Annotated in this window: 18 protein-coding genes and 1 pseudogene; 10 read left to right on the top strand and 9 right to left on the bottom strand. The window is 71.0% G+C overall.

Annotated elements, in window-relative coordinates:
* Positions 1-11 precede the first annotated feature (11 nt).
* The 4 genes from ACF07B_RS19030 (at position 12) to ACF07B_RS19015 (ending at position 6,592) form a co-directional block, all read left to right on the top strand.
* Positions 12-1,946, top strand: a complete 1,935-nt coding sequence (locus ACF07B_RS19030; protein WP_392179713.1) for an FUSC family protein — start codon at positions 12-14, stop codon at positions 1,944-1,946.
* Between the two features lie 238 nt (positions 1,947-2,184).
* Positions 2,185-3,912: a VWA domain-containing protein gene (locus ACF07B_RS19025; protein ID WP_392179712.1), complete on the top strand. Its 1,728-nt coding sequence runs from the start codon at positions 2,185-2,187 to the stop codon at positions 3,910-3,912.
* A gap of 165 nt (positions 3,913-4,077) precedes the next feature.
* A complete protein-coding gene (gene metG, locus ACF07B_RS19020; RefSeq protein ID WP_392179711.1) occupies positions 4,078-5,802 on the top strand; it encodes a methionine--tRNA ligase in 1,725 nt (574 codons plus the stop codon).
* Between the two features lie 313 nt (positions 5,803-6,115).
* Positions 6,116-6,592 (top strand): hypothetical protein, encoded by a 477-nt coding sequence (locus tag ACF07B_RS19015; protein ID WP_369483550.1) that lies wholly within the window; start codon positions 6,116-6,118, stop codon positions 6,590-6,592.
* A 112-nt stretch (positions 6,593-6,704) separates the two neighbouring features.
* On the opposite strand, the gene ACF07B_RS19010 is transcribed toward ACF07B_RS19015, so the two are convergent.
* Both ACF07B_RS19010 and aspS read right to left on the bottom strand, forming a co-directional pair.
* Positions 6,705-7,643 carry an intradiol ring-cleavage dioxygenase gene (locus tag ACF07B_RS19010; protein ID WP_369483549.1) on the bottom strand — a complete coding sequence of 313 codons (939 nt, stop codon included), beginning with the start codon at positions 7,641-7,643 and terminating at the stop codon, positions 6,705-6,707.
* 139 nt (positions 7,644-7,782) lie between these two features.
* Positions 7,783-9,546 (bottom strand): aspartate--tRNA ligase, encoded by a 1,764-nt coding sequence (aspS, locus tag ACF07B_RS19005; protein ID WP_369483548.1) that lies wholly within the window; start codon positions 9,544-9,546, stop codon positions 7,783-7,785.
* Between the two features lie 168 nt (positions 9,547-9,714).
* On the opposite strand from aspS, the gene ACF07B_RS19000 reads away from it, so the two are divergent.
* Entirely contained in the window at positions 9,715-12,138 is a 2,424-nt protein-coding gene (locus ACF07B_RS19000) for a SpoIIE family protein phosphatase (RefSeq protein ID WP_392179710.1), read from the top strand.
* On the opposite strand, the pseudogene ACF07B_RS18995 reads toward ACF07B_RS19000, so the two are convergent.
* From ACF07B_RS18995 to ACF07B_RS18985, 3 genes and pseudogenes are all read right to left on the bottom strand, one after another.
* Positions 12,093-13,154: pseudogene (locus ACF07B_RS18995) on the bottom strand (AI-2E family transporter); the annotation flags it as partial. The gene ACF07B_RS19000 and the pseudogene ACF07B_RS18995 sit on opposite strands and share 46 nt — an antisense overlap.
* 222 nt (positions 13,155-13,376) lie before the next feature.
* On the bottom strand, positions 13,377-14,348 hold the full coding sequence (locus ACF07B_RS18990; protein WP_392179709.1) for a pirin family protein: 972 nt from the start codon (positions 14,346-14,348) through the stop codon (positions 13,377-13,379).
* Positions 14,349-14,502: 154 nt separating this feature from the next.
* Positions 14,503-14,994, bottom strand: coding sequence for an SseB family protein (locus tag ACF07B_RS18985; protein ID WP_362393600.1), 492 nt, complete (start codon positions 14,992-14,994; stop codon positions 14,503-14,505).
* 142 nt (positions 14,995-15,136) lie between these two features.
* On the opposite strand from ACF07B_RS18985, the gene ACF07B_RS18980 reads away from it, so the two are divergent.
* The 3 genes from ACF07B_RS18980 to ACF07B_RS18970 all read left to right on the top strand — a co-directional run bounded on the left by ACF07B_RS18980 (position 15,137) and on the right by ACF07B_RS18970 (position 18,796).
* Positions 15,137-16,963, top strand: coding sequence for an acyl-CoA dehydrogenase (locus ACF07B_RS18980; RefSeq protein WP_392179708.1), 1,827 nt, complete (start codon positions 15,137-15,139; stop codon positions 16,961-16,963).
* A 152-nt stretch (positions 16,964-17,115) separates the two neighbouring features.
* Positions 17,116-18,411, top strand: coding sequence for a M18 family aminopeptidase (locus tag ACF07B_RS18975; RefSeq protein WP_369480824.1), 1,296 nt, complete (start codon positions 17,116-17,118; stop codon positions 18,409-18,411).
* Between the two features lie 139 nt (positions 18,412-18,550).
* Positions 18,551-18,796 carry a DUF6458 family protein gene (locus ACF07B_RS18970; RefSeq protein ID WP_362393608.1) on the top strand — a complete coding sequence of 82 codons (246 nt, stop codon included), beginning with the start codon at positions 18,551-18,553 and terminating at the stop codon, positions 18,794-18,796.
* A gap of 6 nt (positions 18,797-18,802) precedes the next feature.
* Here ACF07B_RS18970 and ACF07B_RS18965 read toward each other — a convergent pair whose 3' ends face one another.
* Positions 18,803-20,626 carry an NHL domain-containing thioredoxin family protein gene (locus tag ACF07B_RS18965; RefSeq protein WP_392179707.1) on the bottom strand — a complete coding sequence of 608 codons (1,824 nt, stop codon included), beginning with the start codon at positions 20,624-20,626 and terminating at the stop codon, positions 18,803-18,805.
* Positions 20,627-20,770: 144 nt separating this feature from the next.
* Here ACF07B_RS18965 and ACF07B_RS18960 point away from each other — a divergent pair, with 144 nt between their 5' ends.
* On the top strand, positions 20,771-21,265 hold the full coding sequence (locus tag ACF07B_RS18960) for an LURP-one-related/scramblase family protein (protein WP_261706493.1): 495 nt from the start codon (positions 20,771-20,773) through the stop codon (positions 21,263-21,265).
* Positions 21,266-21,379: 114 nt separating this feature from the next.
* Here the strand turns inward: ACF07B_RS18960 and ACF07B_RS18955 are convergent, their stop codons facing one another.
* Positions 21,380-22,195 (bottom strand): carbon-nitrogen family hydrolase, encoded by an 816-nt coding sequence (locus tag ACF07B_RS18955; RefSeq protein ID WP_392179706.1) that lies wholly within the window; start codon positions 22,193-22,195, stop codon positions 21,380-21,382.
* A 155-nt stretch (positions 22,196-22,350) separates the two neighbouring features.
* Between ACF07B_RS18955 and ACF07B_RS18950 the strand changes: the two genes are divergently transcribed.
* Positions 22,351-23,175 carry a maleylpyruvate isomerase family mycothiol-dependent enzyme gene (locus ACF07B_RS18950; protein ID WP_392179705.1) on the top strand — a complete coding sequence of 275 codons (825 nt, stop codon included), beginning with the start codon at positions 22,351-22,353 and terminating at the stop codon, positions 23,173-23,175.
* A gap of 126 nt (positions 23,176-23,301) precedes the next feature.
* Here the strand turns inward: ACF07B_RS18950 and ACF07B_RS18945 are convergent, their stop codons facing one another.
* Both ACF07B_RS18945 and ACF07B_RS18940 read right to left on the bottom strand, forming a co-directional pair.
* On the bottom strand, positions 23,302-24,600 hold the full coding sequence (locus ACF07B_RS18945; RefSeq protein ID WP_392179704.1) for a nitrate/nitrite transporter: 1,299 nt from the start codon (positions 24,598-24,600) through the stop codon (positions 23,302-23,304).
* Positions 24,597-25,271 (bottom strand): GntR family transcriptional regulator, encoded by a 675-nt coding sequence (locus tag ACF07B_RS18940; protein WP_362393625.1) that lies wholly within the window; start codon positions 25,269-25,271, stop codon positions 24,597-24,599. Before ACF07B_RS18940 ends, ACF07B_RS18945 begins: the two co-directional genes overlap by 4 nt.
* Between the last annotated feature and the right edge of the window lie 117 nt (positions 25,272-25,388).

Below are 25,388 nucleotides of genomic sequence, written 5' to 3'. Positions count from 1 at the left end.
ATACTTGGGGCATGTCCCGCGAGTTCCCCATCGGCCTCACCCCTCCCGACTGGCTGGTCAGGAACCTCCAACCGCAGCGGGTCCCCGTCAACCGGGCCGCCGTCGCCCGCGCCGCCGCGGCCCTGTCGCTCCCCCTCGCGATCGGCCTCGCCTGCGGACAGCCCGCGTACGGCGCCCTGGCCTCCATGGGAGCGCTGTCCGGAGTCATCGGCGACACCGCGGACGCGTACCGCATGCGGATCCTCAACATCGCCGTCCCGCAACTCTTCGGCGCGATCGGCGTCACGATCGGCGCCGCGGTCTTCGGGTACGGCTGGACCGCCGTCGTGACGGTGACCCTGATCGCCCTGGTCTCCGGGATGATCTCGTCGATCGGCGCCGTCGCCTCCGTCACCGGACTGCTGCTGCTCCTCAACTGCGTGATCGGCGCCGGACTTCCGCTGCCCGGCGCCTGGTGGCTCGCACCGCTGCTGATGGCCGGCGGCGGCCTCCTCGTCCTCGCGCTGACCCTGCTCGCCTGGCCGCTGCGCTCGGGCGTGCCGGAGCGGTCCTCCGTCGCGAGCACCTACCGCACGGTCGCGGACCTGCTCGCCGCCGGAGGCACCGACGACTACGAGCGCCTCCGCATCGTCGTCACCCGGTCCCTGAACGAGTCGTACGACCTCGTCCTCGCCCGGCGGGCCTTCCACCACGGCCGCAGCCCCGACCTCGTCCGGCTGCTCGCCCAGCTCAACGCCGTCACGCCGGTCGTCGAGGCCGCCCCCGCCGCCCACCAGCGGGGCGAACCACTGCCCGCCGAGATCCCCGCCGCCGTACGCCTGCTCGCCGACACCGTCGAGTCCGGTGGCGCCGGACCCCTCGAACTGCGGCTTCCCGCCCCGGCCGACGAGACAGGACGCGCCGTCGACCACGCCCTGCGGCACGCCGCCGGTGTCGTGACCGACCGGTTCCCCGACGCGCGCGCTCTCGACGACCGCCTCGGCCGGCCCGCCGCGCTGCGTGTCCGTGCCGCCCGCACCACCCGCAACGTCCTGCTGTCGGGGGCCTCCTGGCGCTACGGCACCCGCCTCGCCCTGTGCATCGGCATCGGCCAGGTGCTCATCTCCACCGTCGAGGTGCCGCGCTCCTACTGGGTCGCGCTCACCATCACCTTCGTCATGAAGCCCGACTACGGTTCCGTCTTCTCCCGGGCCCTGCTGCGCGCCCTCGGCACGGTCGCGGGTCTCGTGGTCGCGGCGACCGTGCTGACCCTGGTGCCGCGCGGCTGGTGGGACGTGCCCGTGCTGATGGCGCTCGGCGCGCTCATCCCGGCCCTGACCCCGCGCGGCTACGGTTATCAGACCGCCGCCATCACCCCGGTGATCCTGCTGCTGTCCGACATCCTCAACCACCAGGGCACCGGGCTCATCGTCCCCCGGCTCGTCGACTCCCTCATCGGCTGCGCCATCGCCCTGGTGGCCGGGTACCTCCTGTGGCCGGAGAGCTGGCACGCCCGGGTCGGCGACCGGCTGGCGGACGCGGTCGCCGACACCGCCGGCTATGTCGAGCTGGCCTTCGGGGACGCCGCCGAGCCGGCGGCCCGCGCCCGGAGCAGGCGCCGGCTGTACCGCGACCTCTCCTCCATCCGTACGGAGTTCCAGCGCGCGCTGACCGAACCGCCGCCGAACGGGCGCCGCGCCGCGGCCTGGATGCCGCTCGTCGTCGCCGTCGAGCGGATCGTGGACGCGACGACCGCCGCCCGGGTCCGTGTCCGGCAGGGCGCGGCCGAACCGTCCGCCGCCGAGATCTCCACCATCGCGCTGCAACTGCGGGAGCTGTCCGAGGGACTGCGCGAGACGGACGTGCTCTTCGCCGTCCGCACCGATCTCACCGGACCCGAGGACAGCGTCCTCGAACCGGTGCGGCAGGAGGTCGCGGCGGCCAGGGCGATCACCTCACCGCATTGACACGGGCGGCGTCGGCACCCACTATTCGGCCATCGTCCCGATCCACGCGCGGGACGGAACTCCGAATTCCGACAAATCACCGTGGTAGGAAAGTGAACCCGTGGGCGCTGTAAGGGGGTTGACTCGGCGGTTGTCCGGTGTGCAGCCCCTGCCGAAGATCACCATCTGTGGCCGCTAACCTTACGTGTCCGTCCTGGCCAGGGATTGACGGGATCAACTCACGCGAAGGGTTGCGCACATGGGCATTCTCACTCTCCTGCGGAATGCGTTCGGCCGCTCACGCAAGGGTCGTGACGCGGACGCGGAGACCTCGCGAGAGGCCACGTCGACCGCGACGGTCCCGGCTCCCGCCGCGGAGCCGACACTTACTCCCGAGGCCGAGCCGGCCTCCACCGCCGCGCCGGAGGCCGAGCCGAGGATTCCGGCTCCCGCGTCCGAGCCCGAGCCCTCCGTCGTCGAGGAGCTGGTGTCGGCCGCCTTCGACAACGTGACGGTACCGAAGCAGAACACGCCGTCCACCCCCGAGGGATCCTCCACCCCGGAGACCACCCCCACCCCGAAGACCGAACCCACCCCCCCGACCGAGCCGACCACCGAGCCCGAGGCCGAGGTCGAGCCCGAGCCCGCCGCCGAGGAGCCGGCCACCGAGCCCGAGGCCGAGCCCGCCGCCGAGGAGCCCGCCGCGGAGCCGGCAACCGAGCCCGAGGCCGAGCCCGCCGCGGAGGCGGAAGCCGCCCCGGAGCCCGAGGCCGAGGCCGAGCCCGTAGCCGAGGAGCCCGCCTCCGAGGAGGCTGAGGAGCCGGTCGCCGAGGCGGAAGCCGCCCCGGAAGCCGTGCCCGCCGCCGAGGCCGAGGTCGAATCGGTCGCCGAGCCCGAGGCCGAGCCCGTGGCCGCGGAAGAGGCGGAGCCCGAGGCTGCCATCGAGCCCGAGCCCGCCGTGGACGCGACTCCGGTCGCCGAGGCGGAGCCGGTCGCCGAGCCCGAGGTCGCCGCCGAGGCGGAAGCCGAGGCCGTGAGCGAGCCCGAGGCTGTTGCCGAGGAGCCCGTGACCGCGCAGGCCGACGAGCCCGCGGACGCCGACGGCGGTGAGGCCCCACAGGCGGCACCCGCGGCCGACGACGAAAGCAGCACGGGTGGTGCGGGCGGGAACGACAACGCCGAAGGCGAAGCCGAGGCGAACGCCGCCACCGAGGCTGAACCGGCCACCGAGGCCAAGGCCGAGCCGATCGCCGCGGCGGTGGCCGAGCCGATCGCCGAAACCGAGGCCGAGCCGGTCGCCGCGGCCGGAATCGAGGCCCCCGAGGACTCCGCCGTCGCGCTGAGCGAGGTCAAGTCCAAGGCTCCGGGCCTGGTCACGGCATACCAGGAAGCGGGTACCGCACTCCAGAAGCACGACCTCACCGCCAAGCGCGCCAAGGTCTACCTCGTTCTGGACCGCTCGTCCTCCATGCGCGCCTACTACAAGGACGGCTCCGCCCAGGCCCTCGGCGAGCAGGCCCTCGCCCTCGCCGCCCACCTGGACCCGGAGGCGACCGTCCACGTCGTCTTCTTCTCCACCGAGCTGGACGGCACCGGCGCCCTCACGCTCACCGAGCACGAGAACAAGGTCGACGACCTGCACGCCGGCCTCGGCCGCATGGGCCGTACGAGCTACCACGTCGCCGTGGAGGAGGTCGTCACCCACCACCAGCGGTCGGGCTCCGCCGACCCGGCCCTGGTGATCTTCCAGACGGACGGCGCGCCGGACGCCAAGACCCCCGCTACCCAGTCCCTCACGGACGCGGCGAAGAACCACCCGGGCGTCTTCTTCTCGTTCGTCGCCTTCGGCGAGCACGACAACAAGGCCTTCGACTACCTGCGCAAGCTGAAGACCGGGAACACGGCCTTCTTCCACGCGGGCCCGGCCCCGCGCGAACTGACGGACGTCGAGGTCTACGACGGCGTGCTGGAGAACTGGCGCCCGTAACCACCCGTCTCACCAACACCCGGGCCGCCCGCTTCCCACCCCTTAAAACGGGAAGCGGGCGGCCCACCCATGTCGGCTACGATTTCAAGGTTCACCGACGACGACCCGCCGACCGCACAACGGACGCGATCGTCGCCCCACGCAGCGACCTGGGAGCAGCCCGCAATGGCTCGACACCTCATCACCAGCGCCCTTCCGTACATCAACGGGATCAAGCACCTGGGCAACATGGTGGGGTCCATGCTCCCGGCGGACGTGTACTCCCGGTACCTCCGCCAGCGCGGCCACGACGTCCTGTACATCTGCGCGACGGACGAGCACGGCACCCCCGCCGAGCTGGCGGCCAAGGAGCGCGGCCTGCCGGTCGACGAGTTCTGCGCGCAGGCGCACGACGCGCAGAAGGCCGTGTACGACGGCTTCGAGCTGGCCTTCGACTACTTCGGCCGCAGCTCCAGCCCGGAGAACCGCGACATCACCCAGCACTTCGCGCGCCGCCTGAACGAGAACGGCTTCATCGAGGAGCGCGCGATCCGTCAGGTGTACTCGCCCGCCGACGGCCGATTCCTGCCGGACCGCTACGTCGAGGGCACGTGCCCGCACTGCGGTTACGACAAGGCCCGCGGCGACCAGTGCGAGAACTGCACGCGCGTGCTCGACCCCACGGACCTGATCGACCCGCGTTCGGCGATCTCCGGCTCGACGGACCTGGAGGTCCGCGAGACGAAGCACCTCTTCCTCCTCCAGTCGAAGCTCCAGCACGAGGTCGAGGAGTGGGTGGCCCGCCACGAGTCCGAGTGGCCGCAGCTCGCCTCCTCCATCGCCCGCAAGTGGCTGACCGAGGGCCTGCACGACCGCGCGATCACCCGTGACCTGGACTGGGGCGTCCCCGTCCCGGCCGACACCTGGCCGGAGCTGGCGGCCGAGGGCAAGGTCTTCTACGTCTGGTTCGACGCCCCGATCGAGTACATCGGCGCGACGAAGGAGTGGTCCGACCAGGACACGGAGAACCGTGACTGGAAGTCCTGGTGGTACGACGCGGACTCCGGCGAGAACCCCGTCCGCTACACGCAGTTCATGGCGAAGGACAACGTGCCCTTCCACACCGTCATGTTCCCGGCCACCGAGCTGGGCGTGCGCGAGCCGTGGAAGAAGGTCGACTACGTCAAGGCCTTCAACTGGCTGACGTACTACGGCGGGAAGTTCTCCACGTCCCAGAAGCGCGGGGTCTTCACGGACCACGCCCTGGACATCCTGCCCGCCGACTACTGGCGCTACTTCCTCATCGCCAACGCCCCCGAGTCGGACGACTCGTCGTTCACCTGGGAGCACTTCACGGCCACGGTCAACAAGGACCTGGCCGACACCCTCGGCAACTTCGTCAACCGCGTCCTGTCCTTCTCCAAGAAGCGCTTCGGCGAGGAGGTCCCGGAGGGTTCGGAGGCCGGCGAGGCCGAGACGAAGCTGGGCGCCGAGATCGCGGGTCTGCTCGCGGAGTACGAGACCCAGATGGAGGCCCTCCAGTACCGCAAGGCAGCCGCCGCGCTGCGCGCCCTGTGGTCCGCGGGCAACTCCTACCTGGAGGAGAAGGCTCCCTGGCTGGAGATCAAGACCAGCCCCGAGGGAGCCGCGCTGACGCTCCGTACGGCGATGAACCTGATCCACCTGTACTCGGTGGTCTCGGAACCCTTCATCCCGGCGTCCGCCCGCGCGATGCGCTCGGCCTTCGCCCTCGCGGACGACACGGCGACCTGGGTGAGCGCCGACGAGGCCCGCGCCCTGTCCTTCCTGCCCGCCGGAACCCCCTTCACCGTTCCCCCGGTCCTCTTCGCCAAGATCACGGACGAGGACCTGGAGTCGTACAAGGAGCGCTTCGGCGGCGCACCCGAGTAACAGCGGCCGCCCTGATGCGGCTCGCGCGAGGATCGCCACCGGCCGGAGCGGATACCGGCCGATCTCCTGAGGCTGCTCGCTGCGGAAAGGGGGCACGGACGACACGTCCCGTGCCCCCTTTCCGCGTCTCCGGGGCCCTGCCCGCCGAGGCCGCCGCCGCGGCGCCCGGGACCGGCGGGACAGCACGGAAGACCAGGTGAGAGCCCGGTGAAGTCCCGGCGAAGAGCCGGGAAAGCCACCCTCTGTCCGATGCCGCCGATCCGTAATGGACCCCGGCGCCACAAGGCCCTCCGTCACCCGTATGGTTTCCGCCATGGCAGTCCCCGAGGTCATTCCGATCGCCTACGAACCGAAGAACCGCACCGAGACCATAGGCCGGTACGCGGATGGTCAGTTCCTGGCGTCGATCACGTACGCCTTCCCCGAAGGGTTCCGTCCCGACGACGGCTGGGAAGAGCGCAAACGTCTGTACGTGGTGCTCCACACCTTCGACGCCGAGGGCCGCTACCGCGACTCGGAGGTCTGGTGCGCCGGCACCTGGGCCGAACAGCAGCGAGCCGCCCAGGGCGAGTACTCGGTGCTCTCCCGCGCCCGCGTCCACCTGGCGAAGCTGCTGCGCAGTCTGCCCCGGCGCTCGTACACGGACATCGCGATACGGCCGTTCCAGCTCACCGTCGACGGCGTCCGGTTCGGCCTCGTGACGGGCGTGGACGAGGGCGAGGCCTGGGCCGAGCTCTACCCGGACGGCCTGGGCTTCTCCGCCCCCTGGAACGGCACGTACGACACCTGAGCACCTCACCCTTCCCGGGGCCCTGCCGCACACCACGGGTTCCGGGCCCTCGCCTGTCAGGGGGCGAAAGGCCCGGAACCCGTGGTGTTCCAGGCGTCCGTGTGCCGAGAGGTCAGGACGACGTGGCCGACGGGTTCGGGCCCGTTTCGGTGGAATCGTGGGTCTCGTCCGGGGTGACGCCCATCGTCAGGCGGGCGTGGACACCCCGGGCGATGTGTCTCCTGTCGTACGACAGGTACAGAAGCCCGCCCTCGTGCCCGTTGCCCGGGTAGATCGAGTCCTCGTCCAGCGTCGTGCGGGTGGTCGTGCTCGTGGAGTACGGGGAGACCTCGGCCGACGCCAGGACCGACTTCTCCGAGAAGAAGAGCTGGCCCGTGTGGCAGGTGTGGCCGCCCTCGTAGCCCGCGTCGGTCCAGGTGCCGTCCACATGGACCTTCACATGGATGTGGACGCAACGGCCCTGGTACCAGCCGGGGAAGACGGTCCTGAAGGTGACGTTGCCGTGCCGGTCGGTCCTCCAGGTGCCGCGCAGATACCGCTTGTCGTCGGTGGGCTCGGCATGCCCGCCACCGCCACCGGGGGGAGGCCCGGACGGGGGTTCACCGGTCGGGCTGCCGGACGGGACGCCCGTGGGCCCGCCCGACGGCCCGCCGCCGCCACCGCCGTTGCTCATCTCCTCGTAGCCGGAGTACAGACCCAGCGCCGAGCAGTGCCAGATGTCCACCGCGGCGTTCCTGACCGGCTTGCAGGTCTCGGCGTCGATCACCTTCAGCACGAGGGTCAGGGGGATGCCCTCCTGGTCCTCGGTGATGTCCCGACGGATCTTGTCCGCGTCGATGTAGTAGGGGCCCTCGGTGGTCTCCGAGGTCAGCGTGTAACAGGTCTCCGCACCGGACGCGGCCGTCGTGGTGCGGGCCGTGGCCTCGTCCGCGAACGCGTTCACGGCGGCGGCGCCGCCCACGCCCACGGCCGCCACGGCCACTCCACCCGCGACGACGACCTTGCGCCGGGTCATGTTCCCTTGGTGCGCTGGTCCTTGGGTCTCAGTCATGCGCGGGACGGTAGGGAGCCGACCTGTCAGCAGCATGGGTGCGGGCTGTGGTTTCCCACGCCACACGAGAATGGCCCGGAACCATCGCTGGTTCCGAGCCACTTCCGTGTGCGTCGCCTTCCGGGGACGCGGGGCCTGCCTACTTCGGCTGCGGCTTGCGCACCGTGAGGTGCAGTTCGCGCAGACGGGTCTCGTCCAGCTCCGTGGGCGCGCCCATCATCAGGTCCTGCGCGTTGCCGTTGAGCGGGAACGCGATCGTCTCGCGGATGTTCGGCTCGTCCGCGAGCAGCATGACGATGCGGTCGACGCCCGGGGCGATCCCGCCGTGCGGCGGGGCGCCGAAGCGGAAGGCGCGCAGCATGCCGGCGAACTGCTCCTCGACGGTCTCCCGGTCGTAGCCCGCGATCTCGAAGGCCTTGAGCATGATCTCGGGCTCGTGGTTACGGATCGCGCCGGAGGACAGCTCGACGCCGTTGCAGACGATGTCGTACTGCCAGCCGAGGATGTCCAGCGGGTCCTGGGTCTCCAGGGCCTCCAGACCGCCCTGCGGCATGGAGAACGGGTTGTGCGAGAAGTCGATCTTCCCGGTGTCCTCGTCCTTCTCGTACATCGGGAAGTCGACGATCCAGCAGAAGCGGAAGACGTTCTCCTCGAAGTTGCCCGAGCGCTTCGCGGCCTCGACCCGCACCGCGCCCATGATCTTCGAGACCTCGTCGAACTCGCCCGCGCCGAAGAACACCGCGTGGCCGGCGGCCAGGGAGAGGCGCTTGGTCAGCTCGGCGACGTTCTCCTCGGTGAGGAACTTGGCGATCGGGCCGGTCAGCGAGCCGTCCTCACCCACGCGCACCCAGGCCAGGCCCTTCGCACCCTGCTCGACCGCGTAGTCACCGAGGCCGTCGAAGAACTTCCGCGACTGGCCGGCAACGTCCGGCACCGCGAGGGCGCGCACGTGCTTGCCCGCGAAGGCCTTGAACTCGGAGCCCTCGAAGATGTCGGTGATGTCGGTGAGCTCCAGCTGGGCCCGCAGGTCCGGCTTGTCGGAGCCGTACTTCAGCATCGACTCGCGGAACGGGATGCGCGGGAAGGGCGAGGTGACGTGACGGTCACCGCCGAACTCCTCGAACAGCTCCGTCATGAGCTTCTCGATCGGCTGGAACACGTCCTCCTGCTCGACGAAGGACATCTCGACGTCGAGCTGGTAGAACTCGCCGGGCGAACGGTCCGCGCGGGCGTCCTCGTCGCGGAAGCAGGGCGCGATCTGGAAGTAGCGGTCGAAGCCCGAGATCATCAGCAGCTGCTTGAACTGCTGCGGGGCCTGCGGAAGCGCGTAGAACTTGCCGGGGTTCAGCCGGGAGGGGACCACGAAGTCGCGCGCGCCCTCGGGGGAGGTGGCGCTGAGGATCGGGGTGGCCATCTCGTTGAAGCCCAGCGTCGTCATCTTGTGACGGATCGCGGAGATCACGGCCGTGCGCAGCAGGATGTTGCGGTGCATGCGCTCGCGGCGCAGGTCGAGGAAGCGGTACTCCAGGCGGCGCTCCTCGTTCACACCGTCCTCGGCGTTGATCGTGAAGGGCAGCGGCTGGGCGGCGCCGAGCAGCTCGACCTCGCTCACCTCGACCTCGACCTCGCCGGTCGGCAGCTCCGGGTTCACGTTCTCCGTGCCACGCGAGACGACCTTGCCGTCGACGCGGACGGTCGACTCCTTCGAGACCTTGTCGAGGGCCTCGTAGGCGGGGGTGCCGGGGCGGGCGACGAGCTGCGTGATGCCGTAGTGGTCGCGCAGATCGATGAAGAGGATGCCACCCAGGTCTCGGCGATTGTGCAGCCAGCCGCTCAGCCGGACGTCGCTGCCGACGTCAGAGGCGCGGAGCTCGCCGCAGGTGTGGGACCTGTACCGATGCATCGTCGTTCATCCAGTCTTCGCGGATTGGGGGCCTGTTTCACGTGAAACACCCCCAGGGTACCGGCCAGCCCAGGTCGCCTCCCCCTCATTAGCCGCTCCACGGCCCTGACGGGCATCGGTGAAGGCCATCGGTGGCAGGCACGGATCACCTGTTCCTACAGTGGGCGCATGCGCACTGGTGAGTCCCTGCCCGCCGTGGGGGACGTCCTGGCCACACTCGCCACCGGCGTGTGGCGCTGGGACGACGCCTCGGGACTCGTCACCTTCGACGCGGTGGCCGCACGACTGATCGGCATGCCCGCGGAGCTGACGACCCTCACCGAGGCGGGCGCGCGCTCGCACGTCCACCCCGTCGACTGGAACGAGATGGACGGGGTGGTGCACCTCGCGGTGGCCGAGGGCACGCTCGCCGAGGCCCGGATGCGGATCATGGACGAGCACGGCCGGGTGCTCCGCACGGTCCGCAGCCGCTCCAAGCCGCTCGTCGACCCCGAGACCGGGCAGTACGAGCTGATCGGCACCCTCCAGGAGGTCAGCGAGCAGCCTCCGGACGCCGCCGCGCGCACCCCTGTCACCGGGGACTGGCGCCGCTCGCGGGAGGCGTTCCTGCTCGACGCCGGGCGGGCCCTGGCCGAGGCGCGGTCCACGGCGGAGGTGTTGCGGGTGGCGGCGGGACTGTCGATGCCCGGATTCTCCCCGGACGGTCTCGCCGTCTTCGGCGCGGAGGGCGACCGGCTGACGATCATCGGCCACCACGGGCACCAGCCGGGCGACGAGGGCCCCTTCTCGCACATGTCGCTGGCCACGGACTATCCGGCCGCCGAGGTCGTCCGTACGGGCCGTGCGGTCTACCTCTCCTCCCCCGACGAGTACAAGGACCGCTACCCGGCGTCCTGGCCCCTCGCCCGGCACTTCGGCCGGCAGTCCTGGGCGTTCCTGCCGCTCACGGTCGCCGGAAGCACCATGGGCGCGTGGATGGCGGCCTTCACCTACCCCGTCACCTTCACGCCCGACGAGCGCTCGGTCCTGACGACCGTCGCCCGCATGCTCGCGCAGGCCCTCTCGCGCGCCGGAGCCGCCGAGACCGCGCGCGAGCTGACCGACGGCCTGCAGCGCTCGATGATGCCGACGCTCGGCCCGCGGATGCCGGGCATGAGCGTCGCCGCGCGCTATGTCCCGACCGGCGGCGGCCTCCAGGTGGGCGGCGACTGGTACGACGTGATCCCGCTGCCGGCCGGCCGCTACGCCCTGGTCATCGGGGATGTGCAGGGCCACGACGTCCGCGCCGCGGGTCTGATGGGCCAGCTCCGGATAGCCCTGCGCGCCTATGCCGCCGAGGGCCACCGCCCCGACGCGGTGCTGTCACGGGCGGCGCGTTTCCTCTACGGGGTCACCGACTCGGTGACCTACGGGTCGAGCGGCGGCGCCGACGAGGACGAGGAACCGGCGGACCCCGCCGATGTGCGCTTCGCGACCTGTCTGTACGTCGAGGTCGACCCGGCGACCGGGACGCTGGACATCGCGCGCGCCGGACATCCCGATCCCGCGATACGGATGGCGGACGGGACCGTGCTGATGCGGCCCACGGCGGGCGGGCTGCCGCTCGGCATCGACCCGGACGCCGACTACCCGACCACCCGGCTCGTCCTGGAACCGGGCGAGACCATGCTGATCTGCACCGACGGGCTCATCGAGACCGGCGGCCACGACCTCGACACCGGCTGGCGCCGGATCCGCCGGACGCTCGAATCCCACGACGGCGACATGGAGACCCTCGCCGACGCGCTCGTCCAGGCCGTGCACGGGCCCTCGTCCCACCACACCACCGGTCCGCTGGCCGACCGGCGCGAGGACGACATAGCCGTGCTGCTGCTGTCCCGGCTGCCCCTGGAGGGTGCCGACGACGACGCGGCGCCACCCGTACGGCCGCTGCTGCGCCGCACGATGCTGACCGTGGCGCAGGCCGAGCCCGAGCGGATCGCGGAGGCCCGTCAGCAGCTGCGGGAGCTCCTGCACGACTGGGCCTCCGCCGATCAGCTCGACTCGGCGGTCCTGCTCGTCTCCGAGATGGTCACCAACGTCCTCGTGCACACCGACGCGGACGCCCTGCTCGTCGCCGAGGTGGGCGGCGAGCCGGGCAAACGGCGGATGCGGGTCGAGGTCACCGACGGCAGCGACGCCCTGCCGCACCGGCGCCATCCCGGGGAGCTGGCGTCGTCCGGACGGGGACTGGTGCTCGTCGAGATGCTCGCGGACGCGTGGGGGGTGGACCCGCGGGGCCAGGGCAAGACCATCTGGTTCGAGTTCTCCGAGGCGGCTGACACGGATCCCGGCGAGTCCGGGACCTCGGACGACTCCACGCCGCTCGGCGCGTGGGACGCGTTCGCCGAGACGGCGCACTCCGACGGACCGGCGGATCCGGGCGCCGCGGAGGACCAGGGATCCGCGGACGGCGACCGGCCGGCCGACGGCTACGCGTCCGCCGGTGGTCCCGATGCCCCCGGCACTCCGGGGAGTCCCGGCGTCCCCGGTCCTTTCGAGCCCTCCGAACCCGGTGGTCCTCCGGGTTCTCCCGGCCCTTTTGGCGCGTAGAGCGCACGGAGTTCGTGCAGAACGCCGAAGACGGCGGCCGTCAGGGGGACGGCGAGCAGCATGCCGAGGACGCCCGCCACGGAGGCGCCCGCCGTGATCGCGAGCAGGACCACCGCCGGGTGCATCTGCACCTGCCGGCTCTGGATCATCGGCTGGAGGCCGTATCCCTCCAGCATCTGGATCGCGAGCACGAGCCCGAGCGTCCACAGGGCGATGACGAACCCCCGGTCGGCGAGGGCGACCAGGACGGCCACCGCGCCGGAGAGGAACGCGCCGAGATACGGGATGTACGCCCCGACGAAGACCAGCGCGCCGAGCCCGACGGCGCCCGGGACGCGCAGGACCAGGAGTCCGACGGTGATGCAGACGGCGTCGATGAGCGCGATGATCGTCGTCCCGCGCATGAAGCCCTCGACGGCCGCGTAGGCGCGCCGGGCCATGGCCTCGACGACGTCGGCGGTCCCCCGGGGCGCGAGCGACCGCAGTGATCCGGCCACCTTGTGCGAGTCGCGCAGGAAGAAGAACACGAGCAGCAGGGCGAGGAAGCACATGGCGAGGGTCTCGGCCACGACGCTGACGCCGCTGACGACGTTGGACGCGGCCGTGCCGCCGAACTTGGCCAGCAGGTCCTTGGAGTTGGCGGCGATGTCATCGAGCGAGGTGCCCGCCGCGCCGAAGTGCTCGGCGACGGAACGCGAGGCCTGCCGGAGCGAGGACACGATCTGGGAGCCGGTGTGGATGAGCGCGGCGACGACGACGTAGACGGCGCCGCCGACCACGACGGCCACCGCGACGCAGGTCAGGGCGGCGGCGAGCGAGCGGTTGATCCGTGCCTTGACCATCCGCCGGTACAGCGGTCCGAGCAGCGCGGTCCCCAGCAGCGCGAGCAGCACCGGCACCACCGCCGTACTGAACTCCTCGCACAGCAGGATCCCCACCCATCCGACCCCGGCGGCCAGCAGGATCACGACACACCAGGCCGCCAACCGCCGGGCGCCCTCGGGGAGTAGCTGCACCCAACCAGCTGACCATGCGTCAGCCGGACCGGCGCCCGGGGAAGGCCGAACGGGGGAGGGGTCCCGCGAGGAACCCGCGTCGTCCGGCGGGTGTCCCGCGGGGAACCCCTTCGCCCGGCGCACGGCAAAGCCCCGTCCGGTCCGCCGGACGGGGCTTCCGCGAGCGTTGTGCGCTGCCCTTCCCGAGAGCCGCGAAGCCCCCGGGTCGGGCCTGGGGAGGGCCTACAGCCCGCCCTCCGACATCCCGTGCACCGCCGGGATCGTCCCCAGGCGGCCCTTCTGGAAGTCCTCGAAGGCCTGCTGGAGCTCGTCGCGGGTGTTCATCACGAACGGGCCGTAGTGGGCCATCGGCTCACGGATCGGCCGGCCGCCGAGCAGCACGACCTCCAGTTCGGGCGTGTTGGAGTCCTGCTTCTCGTCGGCCCGGACGGTCAGCGAGGAGCCCGTGCCGAAGACGGCGGTCTGGCCGGTGTGGACCGGGCGGCGGTCCGCGCCCACGCTGCCGCGTCCGGCCAGCACGTAGGCGAGGCCGTTGAAGTCCTCGCGCCACGGCAGGGTGATCTCGGCGCCGGGCCGCAGCGTGGCGTGGACCATGGTGATCGGGGTGTGCGTGATGCCCGGTCCCTGGTGGCCGTCGAGCTCACCGGCGATGACGCGGAGGAGCGCGCCGCCGTCCGGGGTGCTGAGCAGCTGTACGGTGCCGCCCCGGATGTCCTGGTACCTCGGGGCCATCATCTTGTCCTTGGCCGGCAGGTTCACCCACAGCTGGAGCCCGTGGAAGAGGCCGCCCGACATCACGAGGTGCTCCGGCGGCGCCTCGATGTGGAGCAGGCCGGACCCGGCCGTCATCCACTGGGTGTCGCCGTTGGTGATCGTGCCGCCGCCACCGTTGGAGTCCTGGTGGTCGAAGATGCCGTCGATGATGTAAGTCACGGTCTCGAAGCCGCGGTGCGGGTGCCAGGGGGTGCCCTTCGGCTCGCCCGGCGCGTACTCCACCTCACCCATCTGGTCCATCATGATGAACGGGTCCAGGTGCCGGTAATTGATCCCGGCGAACGCGCGGCGGACCGGGAAACCCTCTCCCTCGAAGCCCTGGGGCGCGGTCGTCACCGTGAGCACGGGACGGTCCACCGCGTCGGCCGGCGCGGCCACACGGGGCAGGGCCAGCGGGTTCTCGACAGTCACTGCGGGCATGTCGGTACCTCCTTGTGCTTCGAGTTTAGTTGAGTATTGAACTTTCTGCCAGCCATAACGACGCGCGCCCGGAGGACATTCCCTCCGGGCGGCACAGGTTCGAAAGGCATCCGGTCAACGGACACCGGGGTACCGGGGCACCCGCGGCGGACCGTCAGCCGTACATACGGCGCATCGCGAAGTCCACCATCTGCTCCACGGCCTTCGCGTCGAAGACCATGCGGTGCTTGCCCTCCATGTCGATCACGAAGCCGTAGCCCGTGGGCAGCAGATCGATCACCTCGGCTCCGGTGATCACGAAGTACTTGGACTCCTTGCCCGCGTACCGGCGCAGCTCCTTGAGCGAGCTGAACATCGGGATGACGGGCTGCTGAGTGTTGTGCAGCGCCAGGAATCCGGGGTTGTCACCACGCGGGCAGTAGACCTTCGAGGTGGCGAAGACCTGCTGGAAGTCCTCGGCCGCCATGGCGCCCGTGGTGAACGCCCGGACCGCGTCCGGCAGGGACGGCGGGGACGGCTCGGGGTACAGGGGCGGCTGCTGGCCGTACCCGCCGGGCATCTGCCCGTCCGGCATCTGGCCGGGCATCTGCTGCTGCGGCGGGACGTACCCCTGCTGGGCGCCTGCGTTCTGCTCGTAGCCGTACATGCGTCAAAGAGTAGTGGGCCACATATGGCCCACCCGGGGTTGCTTCTTATTACTGACGGGTAGCATCATCGTAGCTACTTGCTGGTACGTGACAAAGATGCGAGGAGTCAGTGCCTCGCCGATCCCTTACGGAGCCGTCGCCATGGGGCACTACAAGTCGAATCTCCGCGACATCGAGTTCAACCTCTTCGAGGTGCTCGGGCGCGACAAGCTGTACGGCACCGGCCCGTTCGCGGAAATGGACACGGACACCGCCAAGAGCATCCTCGAGGAGCTGACCCGCCTCTCGGAGAACGAGCTCGCCGAGTCCTTCGCGGACGCCGACCGCAATCCCCCGGTCTTCGACCCGGAGACCAACACCGCGCCGGTCCCGGCTTCCTTCAAGAAGTCGTACAAGGCGTTCATGGACTCCGAGTACTGGCGTCTCGGCGTGCCCGAGGAGATCGGCGGCTCCACCTCGCCCCGCTCCCTGATCTGGGCCTACGCGGAGCTGATCCTCGGCGCGAACCCGGCGGTCTGGATGTACTCCAGCGGCCCCGCGTTCGCGGGCATCCTCTTCGAGGAGGGCAACGACGTCCAGAAGCACATCGCGACGATGGCCGTCGAGAAGCGCTGGGGCTCCACCATGGTGCTCACCGAGCCGGACGCCGGCTCCGACGTGGGCGCCGGCCGCACCAAGGCCATCCAGCAGGCGGACGGCTCCTGGCACATCGAGGGCGTGAAGCGCTTCATCACCTCCGGTGAGCACGACATGGAGGAGAACATCCTCCACTACGTCCTCGCCCGCCCCGAGGGCCACGGCCCCGGCACCAAGGGCCTGTCCCTCTTCCTCGTCCCGAAGTTCGAGTTCGACTTCGAGACCGGCGAGCTGGGCGAGCGCAACGGCGTGTACGCGACGAACGTCGAGCACAAGATGGGCCTCAAGGCCTCCAACACCTGCGAGATGACCTTCGGCGACCGCCACCCCGCCAAGGGCTGGCTGATCGGCGACAAGCACGACGGCATCCGCCAGATGTTCCGCATCATCGAGTTCGCCCGCATGATGGTCGGCACGAAGGCCATCTCCACGCTGTCGACCGGCTACCTGAACGCGCTGGAGTACGCCAAGGAGCGCGTCCAGGGCACCGACCTGGCCGACTTCATGGACAAGGCCGCGCCCAAGGTCACCATCACGCACCACCCGGACGTGCGCCGCTCGCTCATGACGCAGAAGGCGTACGCCGAGGGCATGCGCGCCCTGGTCCTGCACACCGCCGCGGTCCAGGACGAGATCCAGGTCCTGGAGGCCGCCGGCGAGGAAACCGCCGCCGCCGAGGCCATGAACGACCTCCTCCTGCCGATCGTGAAGGGCTACGGCTCCGAGAAGGGCTACGAGCTGCTCGCCCAGTCGCTCCAGATCTTCGGCGGCTCCGGCTTCCTGCAGGAGTACCCGATCGAGCAGTACATCCGCGACGCCAAGATCGACACCCTGTACGAGGGCACCACCGCGATCCAGGGCCAGGACTTCTTCTTCCGGAAGATCGTCCGCAACCAGGGCGCGGCGCTGAACTCCCTCGCCGAGGACATCAAGAAGTTCCTGGCGCTCGGCACCGGCGGCGAGGACCTCTCCGCGGCCCGCGAGCAGCTCGCCAAGGCCGCCGTCGAGCTGGAGGCCATCGTCGGCCTGATGCTGACCGACCTCGCCGCCACCGAGCAGGACGTCAAGAACATCTACAAGGTGGGCCTCAACACCACGCGCCTCCTGATGGCCTCCGGTGACGTGGTCGTCGGCTACCTGCTGCTGCGCGGTGCGGCCGTCGCCGCGGAGAAGCTGGAGACCGCCTCCGCCAAGGACAAGCCGTTCTACACCGGCAAGATCGCGGCCGCGAAGTTCTTCGCCGCCACCGTGCTGCCGGGCGTCACCGGTGCCCGCAAGCTCGCCGAGGGCGTCGACCTGGACCTGATGGAGCTGGACGAGGCCGCCTTCTAGGACCACGCCGGCGCCTGCCCCGACGGGCGGGCGCCGACCCGGCGCCTGTCCCCGTGTTCAGGTGTCCCGAGGTGTCCGCCCTTCACATCCCCCTTACGAGGGCCCGTTCCCAACCCCGGGAGCGGGCCCTCGTGCGTCGTTAAGGTGAACCCATGAGTGCACCCACCCGCTTCGACCGCGGCCACACCGACGACCTCATGTCCTTCCTCGCGGCGAGCCCGACGCCGTACCACGCCGTGGCGACCGCCGCCGAGCGGCTGGAGAAGGCCGGATTCCGTCAGGTCGCCGAGACCGACGCGTGGGAAGGGAGCAGCGGCGGGAAGTACGTGCTGCGCGGCGGGGCGATCATCGCCTGGTACGTGCCCGAGGGCGCCGAGCCGCACACCCCGTTCCGGATCATCGGCGCGCACACCGACTCCCCGAACCTGCGGGTCAAGCCCCTGCCCGACACCGGCGCGCACGGCTGGCGGCAGGTCGCCGTGGAGATCTACGGCGGCCCGCTGCTGAACTCCTGGCTCGACCGGGACCTGGGCCTGGCCGGACGCCTGTCGCTGCGCGACGGCTCGACCCGTCTGGTCAACATCGACCGCCCGCTCCTGCGCGTGCCGCAGCTCGCCATCCATCTGGACCGTTCCGTCAGCAGCGAAGGGCTCAAGCTCGACAAGCAGCGCCACCTCCAGCCCGTCTGGGGACTCGGCGACGCCCGCGAGGGCGATCTGATCTCCTTCCTGGGGGAGGAGTCCGGCCTGCCCGCGAGCGAGGTCACCGGCTGGGACCTGATGACCCACTCCGTCGAGCGCCCCTCCTATCTGGGCCGCGACAACGAGCTGCTCGCCGGGCCGCGCATGGACAACCTGCTGTCCGTGCACGCGGCCACGGCCGCGCTGGCGGCGGTCGCGGCGGCCGACTCCGGGCTGTCGTACATCCCGGTCCTCGCCGCCTTCGACCACGAGGAGAACGGCTCGCAGAGCGACACCGGCGCCGACGGACCGCTGCTCGGCAGTGTGCTGGAACGTTCTGTCTTCGCACGCGGCGGTTCCTACGAGGACCGGGCGCGCGCCTTCGCCGGCACCATCTGTCTCTCCTGCGACACCGGCCACGCCGTGCACCCCAACTACGCCGAGCGGCACGACCCGACGCACCACCCGCGTGCGGGCGGCGGCCCCATCCTCAAGGTGAACGTCAACAACCGCTACGCCACCGACGGTTCGGGCCGCTCCGTGTTCGCCGCCGCCTGCGAGAAGGCCGGCGTGCCGTTCCAGTCCTTCGTCTCCAACAACTCCATGCCCTGCGGCACCACCATCGGCCCCATCACGGCGGCGCGGCACGGCATCAGGACGGTCGACATCGGCGTGGCCATCCTGTCCATGCACAGCGCCCGCGAACTCTGCGCCGCCGACGACCCGTTCCTGCTGGCCAACGCGCTGACGGCGTTCCTGGAGGGATGAGCCCGACCCCGCCCGCCCCCGCGGGACCGGCAGGTTCCGGACCGACGTGAGGAACCGCCTCCGCATGGCTCGTGGGGTTCCGGGTACCCGGAACCCGTCCTGAACGACCTGGAGTTGCTATTCCAAGGAGACGACACCCATGGGCCTGGGCGGATGCATCATCCTGATCGCCGCGGGGGCGATCCTCACGTTCGCGACCGACTGGCACATGCAGGGGGTCAACCTTCACCTCGTCGGCGTGATCCTCATGATCGTCGGACTGATCGGCGTGACGACCTTCAGCAGCATCGCGCGGCGCAGGCGCGTCGTCGTACCGCCGACCGCGACGGTCGTGGACGACGAGCGGCACCGCCGCGACGGCTACTCGGACGGCTACGGCGTGTGAGCCAGGTCAGGCGTCCATGCCCGCGAGGACCAGGGGCAGCCGGTCCGCACCGCCTTCGATGAGGCGGACCGGCACACCCCAGTCCTGCTGGTGAACATGACAGGCCGGGAACTCGGTGGCCGGATCGTCGTCGCAGGACGCCGCCATCGCCGACACGTGCAGCACGCCCTCCGGGACGGCCGGGTTCAGCTCGACCCTTCGTGACAGATCGGTGCCGGCCCCCTCGCCCGCGAGCAGCAGCTCGGGCGGGGTGGCGGACACGAGCAGCCGGGTGGCCGGGCCGTGGCTCGCGTCCGGTTTCTGGCCGGCCGGCGCCTGGAAGATCACGTCCAGCCGGACGGCCCCGGGGGTCACGTCGGTGGCCGCGCGCCGGGTGCGGTGGGCGACCGACTCCACCCGTGCGGCCTCCTCGGGCAGCCGCAGCCGGATCAGCCGGTGCCGCGCGGACTCCACCACCACGATGTCGTCCCCGACGAGCACGGCGTCGCTCGGCTCCCGCAGATCCGTGGCCAGCGTGGTCACCTCGCCCGTCGCGGGGTCGTAGCGGCGCAGCGCGTGGTTGTACGTGTCGCTGACCGCGACCGAACCGTCCGGCAGCGCGGTGACCCCCAGAGGGTGCTGGAGCAGGGCCTGTCCGGCGGCCCCGTCGCGGTGCCCGAAGTCGAAGAGCCCGGTGCCGACGGCGGTGTGCACACTCCCGTCCGGGTCGACCCAGCGCAGCGCCGAGGTCTCGGAGTCGGCCAGCCAGAGCCTGTCCCCGGTGGCGGCGAGCCCCGACGGCTGAGCGAACCAGGCCTCGGGTCCCGGTCCGTCGACCAGCCCCTCGTTCGTCGTGCCCGCGGTGACCTCGACCGTCCCCGCCTCCGGGTCGTACGCCCACAGCTGGTGCACCCCCGCCATGGCGATCCAGACCTTCCCGCCGAACAGGGCCACGTCCCACGGCGAGGACAGATCGATCTCGCGTGCCGGCCCCGACGTCGGCGACCCCCGCCACCACTGGCGGCCGGTGCCCGCGAGCGTGCCGACCGCGCCGGTCGCGAGATCGACCCGGCGCAGCGCGTGGTTCACCGTGTCCGCGACGACGACCGCGCCCCCGTCGAGCAGGGCGAGCCCCTGCGGCTCACTGAACCCGGCCTCCTCGGCGCCGCCGTCCACGAAGCCCCTGGCACCGGATCCGATGCGCCGGACGACGGTCTCGCCGTCCTCCTCCAGCTCCACGAGCTGATGCCGGGTCGTGTCGCTGACCAGCAGATTGCCGTTCGGCAGGGCGAGCGCCTTGCCCGGGAAGCGCAGCACGGTCGGCTCGGATCCGGGCGCCACGTACGGCCCGTCGCCGCGCCGCAGCGTGCCCTTCGCGGCATGCTCGGCCTCCAGCTCCTCCACCAGCCGCTCGATGGCGTGGGCGTGCCCCTCACCGGCGTGCTGGGCGACGACGTACCCCTCGGGATCGATCACCACGAGCGTCGGCCAGGCCCGTACGGCGTACTGCTTCCAGGTCGCGAGCTCCGGATCGTCGAGCACCGGGTGCTCCACCCCGTAGCGCTCCACCGCGTCGACGACGGCCCGGTGCTCCGCCTCGTGGGCGAACTTCGGCGAGTGCACCCCGACGATGACGACGGTGTCCCGGTGCTTCTCCTCCAGCTCCCGCAACTCGTCCAGGACGTGAAGGCAGTTGATGCAGCAGAAGGTCCAGAAATCCAGGATCAGTACGCGGCCCCGGAAGTCGGCGAGCCTCAGGTCCTTCCCGCCGGTGTTCAGCCAGCCGCCCTTGCCGACGAGCTCGGGGGCACGGACGCGGACACGGCGCGGGGCGGGAGAGGCGGCGTTCATGTGATCAAGGGTGCCACCAGGGCGGCACGAGGCGGCCGGGGTCCTCGCCGCGAACCCGCGCGAACGGGTGCGGCGGGGGGCCCGACTCAGCCCGTCGGCCTACCGGCGGCGTTGCGGAACGCCCTCCGGGGAACCGGTGACGGCATGAGATACCTCGTACGCGACCGGCTGCTCGGCTTCGGTGACGACTACTGGATCGAGGACGACCACGGCAACAAGGTCTTCCTCGTCGACGGCAAGGCGATGCGGCTGCGGGACACCTTCCAGCTGAAGGACACCCGCGGACGCGTCCTGATCGACATCCACCAGAAGATGCTCGCGCTGCGCGACACGATGATCATCGAGCGGGACGGCGATCCGCTCGCGACCATCAAGCGCAAGCGTCTGTCCCTGCTCCGCAATCACTATCGCGTGTCGCTGGTCGACGGCACCGAGCTCGACGTCAGCGGCAAGATCCTCGACCGCGAGTTCGCCGTCGACTACGACAACGAACTCCTCGCCCAGATCTCCCGGCGCTGGCTGCACCTCCGCGACACCTACGGCGTCGACGTCGTACGGGAGGACGCCGATCCGGCGCTGCTGATCGCGGTCGCCGTGTGCGTGATCCATCTGGCGGAGAAGGAACGGGGGGACGACTGACGGCACGGTCCGCCCGGGGAGGGTGCCGACCGGCCCGCGCCGGGGCGCCGCAGGCCGACGGGGCGGGATGCCGGTCCGCGAGCGGGGATGCCGGGCCGGCGGGCGGGGTCCCGGTCAGCGGGTGGGGGTGTCCAGGCCCAGCAGGCGGTCCTTCAGGGCCGGGAACTGTTCCCGCGTCTCCGCGACCTTCGCCGGGTCGAACTCCACCGTGAGGATCTCCTCGTCCGGGCCCGCCTCGGCGAGAACCTCGCCCCACGGGTCGACCACGATCGAGTGTCCCGCCTGGGGAACCCCCGCGTGCGTACCGGCCGTTCCACAGGCGAGGACGTACGCCTGGTTCTCGACGGCGCGTGCCTGCGCGAGCAGGGTCCAGTGCGCGCGGCGCCGCTCGGGCCAGCCCGCCGGGAGGACGAAGGTCTGCGCTCCCGCGTCGACGAGTCCGCGGAAGAGTTCGGGGAACCGGAGGTCGTAGCAGGTGGCGACGCCGATGACGGTCTCCGGCAGCCGCACCGTCACCAGTTCCGCGCCCGCGCCCATGAGCACGGCCTCGCCCTTGTCGAAGCCGAAGCGGTGGATCTTGCGGTAGGCGGCGACGCGTTCGCCGGCGGGGGAGTAGACGAGAGAGGTGTTGTAGAGGGGGGCCTCGGTCTCGGGGCCGGTCCCGGAGGCGGCGCGCTCGGGGATCGAGCCGGCGTGCAGCCACACGCCCGCGTCGCTCGCCGCCTTGCTCATCGCCTCGTGGGTCGGCCCGTCCAGCGGCTCGGCCGACGCCCCGAACTCCTCGTAGGCGAAGGCCCCGGTGGTCCACAGCTCGGGGAGCACGACGAGATCGACTCCGGCTTGATCACGCACCAGGTCCGCCACACGGAGCCTGCGGGATGCGACCGATTCGTCGTCGTTTACGTCGATCTGGAGGAGCGAAGCGCGCACACTACCACCGTCCTGGCATTCGAGCCGTGGATACCGGGCCTACGATCGTCACACGAAAGCACTGCCGGGGTGCCTCACAGCAGCGTAACTTAGCGTCCCAAGACACCCGCTGCCTGTGAAATGCCCGCGTCCAACCGCCCGAGGGGTCCCGTTCCGTGAGTCTGCATCCGAGTCTTCAGTCCTACGCCGACGCCTGGGCCCACTCGATCGAAGCGATATCCGAGCTGGTGCAGCCGCTTGTGGAGGGCGAGTGGAACCGGCGGACTCCGTGCCCCGGCTGGTCGGTTCGTGACATCGTCTCGCATGTCATCGGGCTGGACTGCGAGATGCTCGGCGACCCGCGGCCGATCCACACCCTTCCCCGCGACCTCTACCACGTGACGAACGAACACCAGCGGTACATGGAGATGCAGGTCGACGTGCGCCGCCACCACACGGCGCCGGAGATGACCTCCGAGCTGGAGTACACGGTCATCCGCCGCAACCGGCAGCTGCGGAACGAGTCGCGGCAGCCCGACGCAAAGGTGCGGGGTCCGCTCGGCACCGAGGTCACCCTCGAAAAGGCCATGCTCAACCGGGCGTTCGACGTGTGGGTGCACGAGCAGGACCTGCGGTACACGCTGGGCCGGCCGGGGAACCTCGACTCCCCCGGTTCGCAGATCGTGCGGGACCAGCTGCTGGCCGCCCTGCCGAAGATCGTCGCCAAGAACGCGGGGGCTCCGGCGAACTCCGCGGTCGTCTTCGACGTGCACGGTCCCGTCGAGTTCCTGCGCACCGTCCGTGTCGACGCCGAGGGGCGCGGCTCGATAGACGGTTCGCCCTCCCTCGGTCCGGCCGCCAGCCTCGCCCTGGACTGGGAGACGTTCGTCCGGCTCGCCTGCGGCCGGGTCGGCCCCGACGCCGTGTCCGACCGCATCAAGGCCGAGGGCGACCCGGAACTGACCGCGGCGATCCTGCGCGGCTTCGCCGTCACGCCGTAACGGGCGGGGCGGTCGCGCACGCGACGACGGGGCGGGGGCGTCTCCCCGCCCTCCGTCCCGCTCCGCACGTCCCGGACGGTGCACAGCAGCGGCGGCAGCAGCAGGACGGTGGGGCGTCGGCGGCGGTCACGCCGGTACGTGCACCGTCTCCACCCGGCTGGCCACGAGCCGTTCCCGCTCCCGGCGGGCCGCCTCCTTCCTCAGCCGGAAGATCTGGCTGAGCCCGAGCGCCTGGAGCACGAACACGGACGCGAAGGCGATCCGGTAGTCGTCACCGGTGGCGTCGAGCAGGACACCGATGGCCAGCAGCGTCGTCATCGAGGCGACGAAACCGCCCATGTTGGTGATCCCGGAGGCGGTGCCCTGACGCTCCGGCGGATTCGCCGGGCGCGCGAAGTCGAAGCCGAGCATCGAGGCCGGCCCGCAGAACCCGAGCACCGTGCACAGCACGACCAGCAGCCACATCGGCGCGTGCTCGCCGGGGTACACCAGCACCCCGGCCCACACGACCGCCGTCGCCGCGACCGTACCGAGGGCCAGCGGCAGCCGCGCGGTGTGGTGCCGGGCGACGATCTGTCCGTACACCAGCCCGGCCCCCATGTTGGCCAGGACGACGAGGGTCAGCAGCTCACCGGCCGTGCCCCGCGACAGGCCCTGCGCCTGGACGAGGAACGGCATCCCCCACAGCAGCAGGAACACCATCGCCGGGAACTGCGTGGTGAAGTGCACCCACAGGCCCAGCCGGGTGCCCGGTTCCCGCCAGGACGCGGCGATCTGCCGGCGGACGTACGCGGCACCCCGGTGCGGGAACGGCTCCGGCCGGTGGCCCTCGGGGTGGTCCTCCAGGAACAGCAGCAGAAGGACGAGGACGACCACACCGGCGGCGGCACTGCCGGCGAACGCGGCCGTCCAGCCCACGCCGTGCAGCAGCCGGGCGATCACGAGCGTCGAGACGAGGTTCCCGGCCATGCCGGCCAGACCCGCGAACTGCGCGACGAGCGGACCGCGCCGGGCGGGGAACCACCGGGTGCCGAGCCGCAGCACGCTGATGAACGTCATCGCGTCACCGCAGCCCAGCAGGGCGCGCGAGGCGAGCGCCATGCCGTACGACGAGGAGAACGCGAAGCCCAGTTGCCCCGCCGTGAACAGCACGACGCCGATGGTCAGCACCTTCCTGGTGCCGAGCCGGTCGACCAGGAGCCCGACCGGTATCTGCATGCCCGCGTACACGAGGAGCTGGAGGATGGAGAACGTGGACAGGGCGGAGGCGCCCACGTGGAAACGGTCCGCCGCGTCGAGCCCGGCCACCCCCAGTGACGTACGGAAGATGACCGCGACGAAGTACACCGAGACGCCGATGCCCCACACGGCGATCGCGCGCCGGCCGCCGGGCGGGTCGCCGGGCAGGGTGGCCGAGGAGCTCATCGGACCTCGCCCCGCGCCAGGTTGGAGAACCAGCTCACGTGGCCGTGGATGAGGCCGACGACCGCGTCGGCGTCACCGGCCCGCAGCGCCTGGAGGATCTGCTCGTGCTCGACGAGCGTCTTGGTGATCCGGTCGGGGTGCGCGTGCATCACGGCGACCCCCATCCTGAGCTGACGGTCGCGAAGCTGGTCGTAGAGCCGGGAGAGGATCTCGTTGCCGCCGCTGCGGACGATCTCGGCGTGGAAGCAGCGGTCGGTGACGGCGGCGGCGGCCAGGTCCCCGGCGGCGGCCTGTTCCTTCTGCTGGGCGAGCAGTTCCTCCAGACGGGCCAGGAGCCGCGGCGACGCCGGTACGGCCTTGCGCGCGGCGTGTTCCTCCACGAGCTGGCGGGTCTCGACCACGTCGGCGATCTCCTGGGCGGAGACCGGCAGGACGAGCGCGCCCTTCTTCGGGTAGAGCTTGATCAGCCCTTCCGCCTCCAGGCGGAGCAGCGCCTCACGGACCGGGGTGCGCGAAACGCCCACCGCGTCGGCGAGTTCGCCCTCGGTCAGGAGGGACCCGCCCTCGTAACGGCGCTCCAGGACACCCTGTTTGACGTGGGCGTAGACGCGGTCCGCGGCGGGCGGCTGTTTCACGGGAGGCCGCGTCGGCGCGGGTGGGGCTGAAGGCATGCGCACATCATAGATACAACACGTACGCATGCCCGTGGGCATTTCAGCATGCGGACCCCAACAGCCCCCGCATGTAACCCAGGTCACATGCAATTCCTCCGTTCGCCATACATCCCT

The organism is Streptomyces sp. NPDC015532, from assembly GCF_043078065.1.
Classification (GTDB): domain Bacteria; phylum Actinomycetota; class Actinomycetes; order Streptomycetales; family Streptomycetaceae; genus Streptomyces.
The sequence above is the reverse complement of the archived record's forward strand: the minus strand, read 5'-3'. Positions and strand labels throughout refer to the sequence as shown.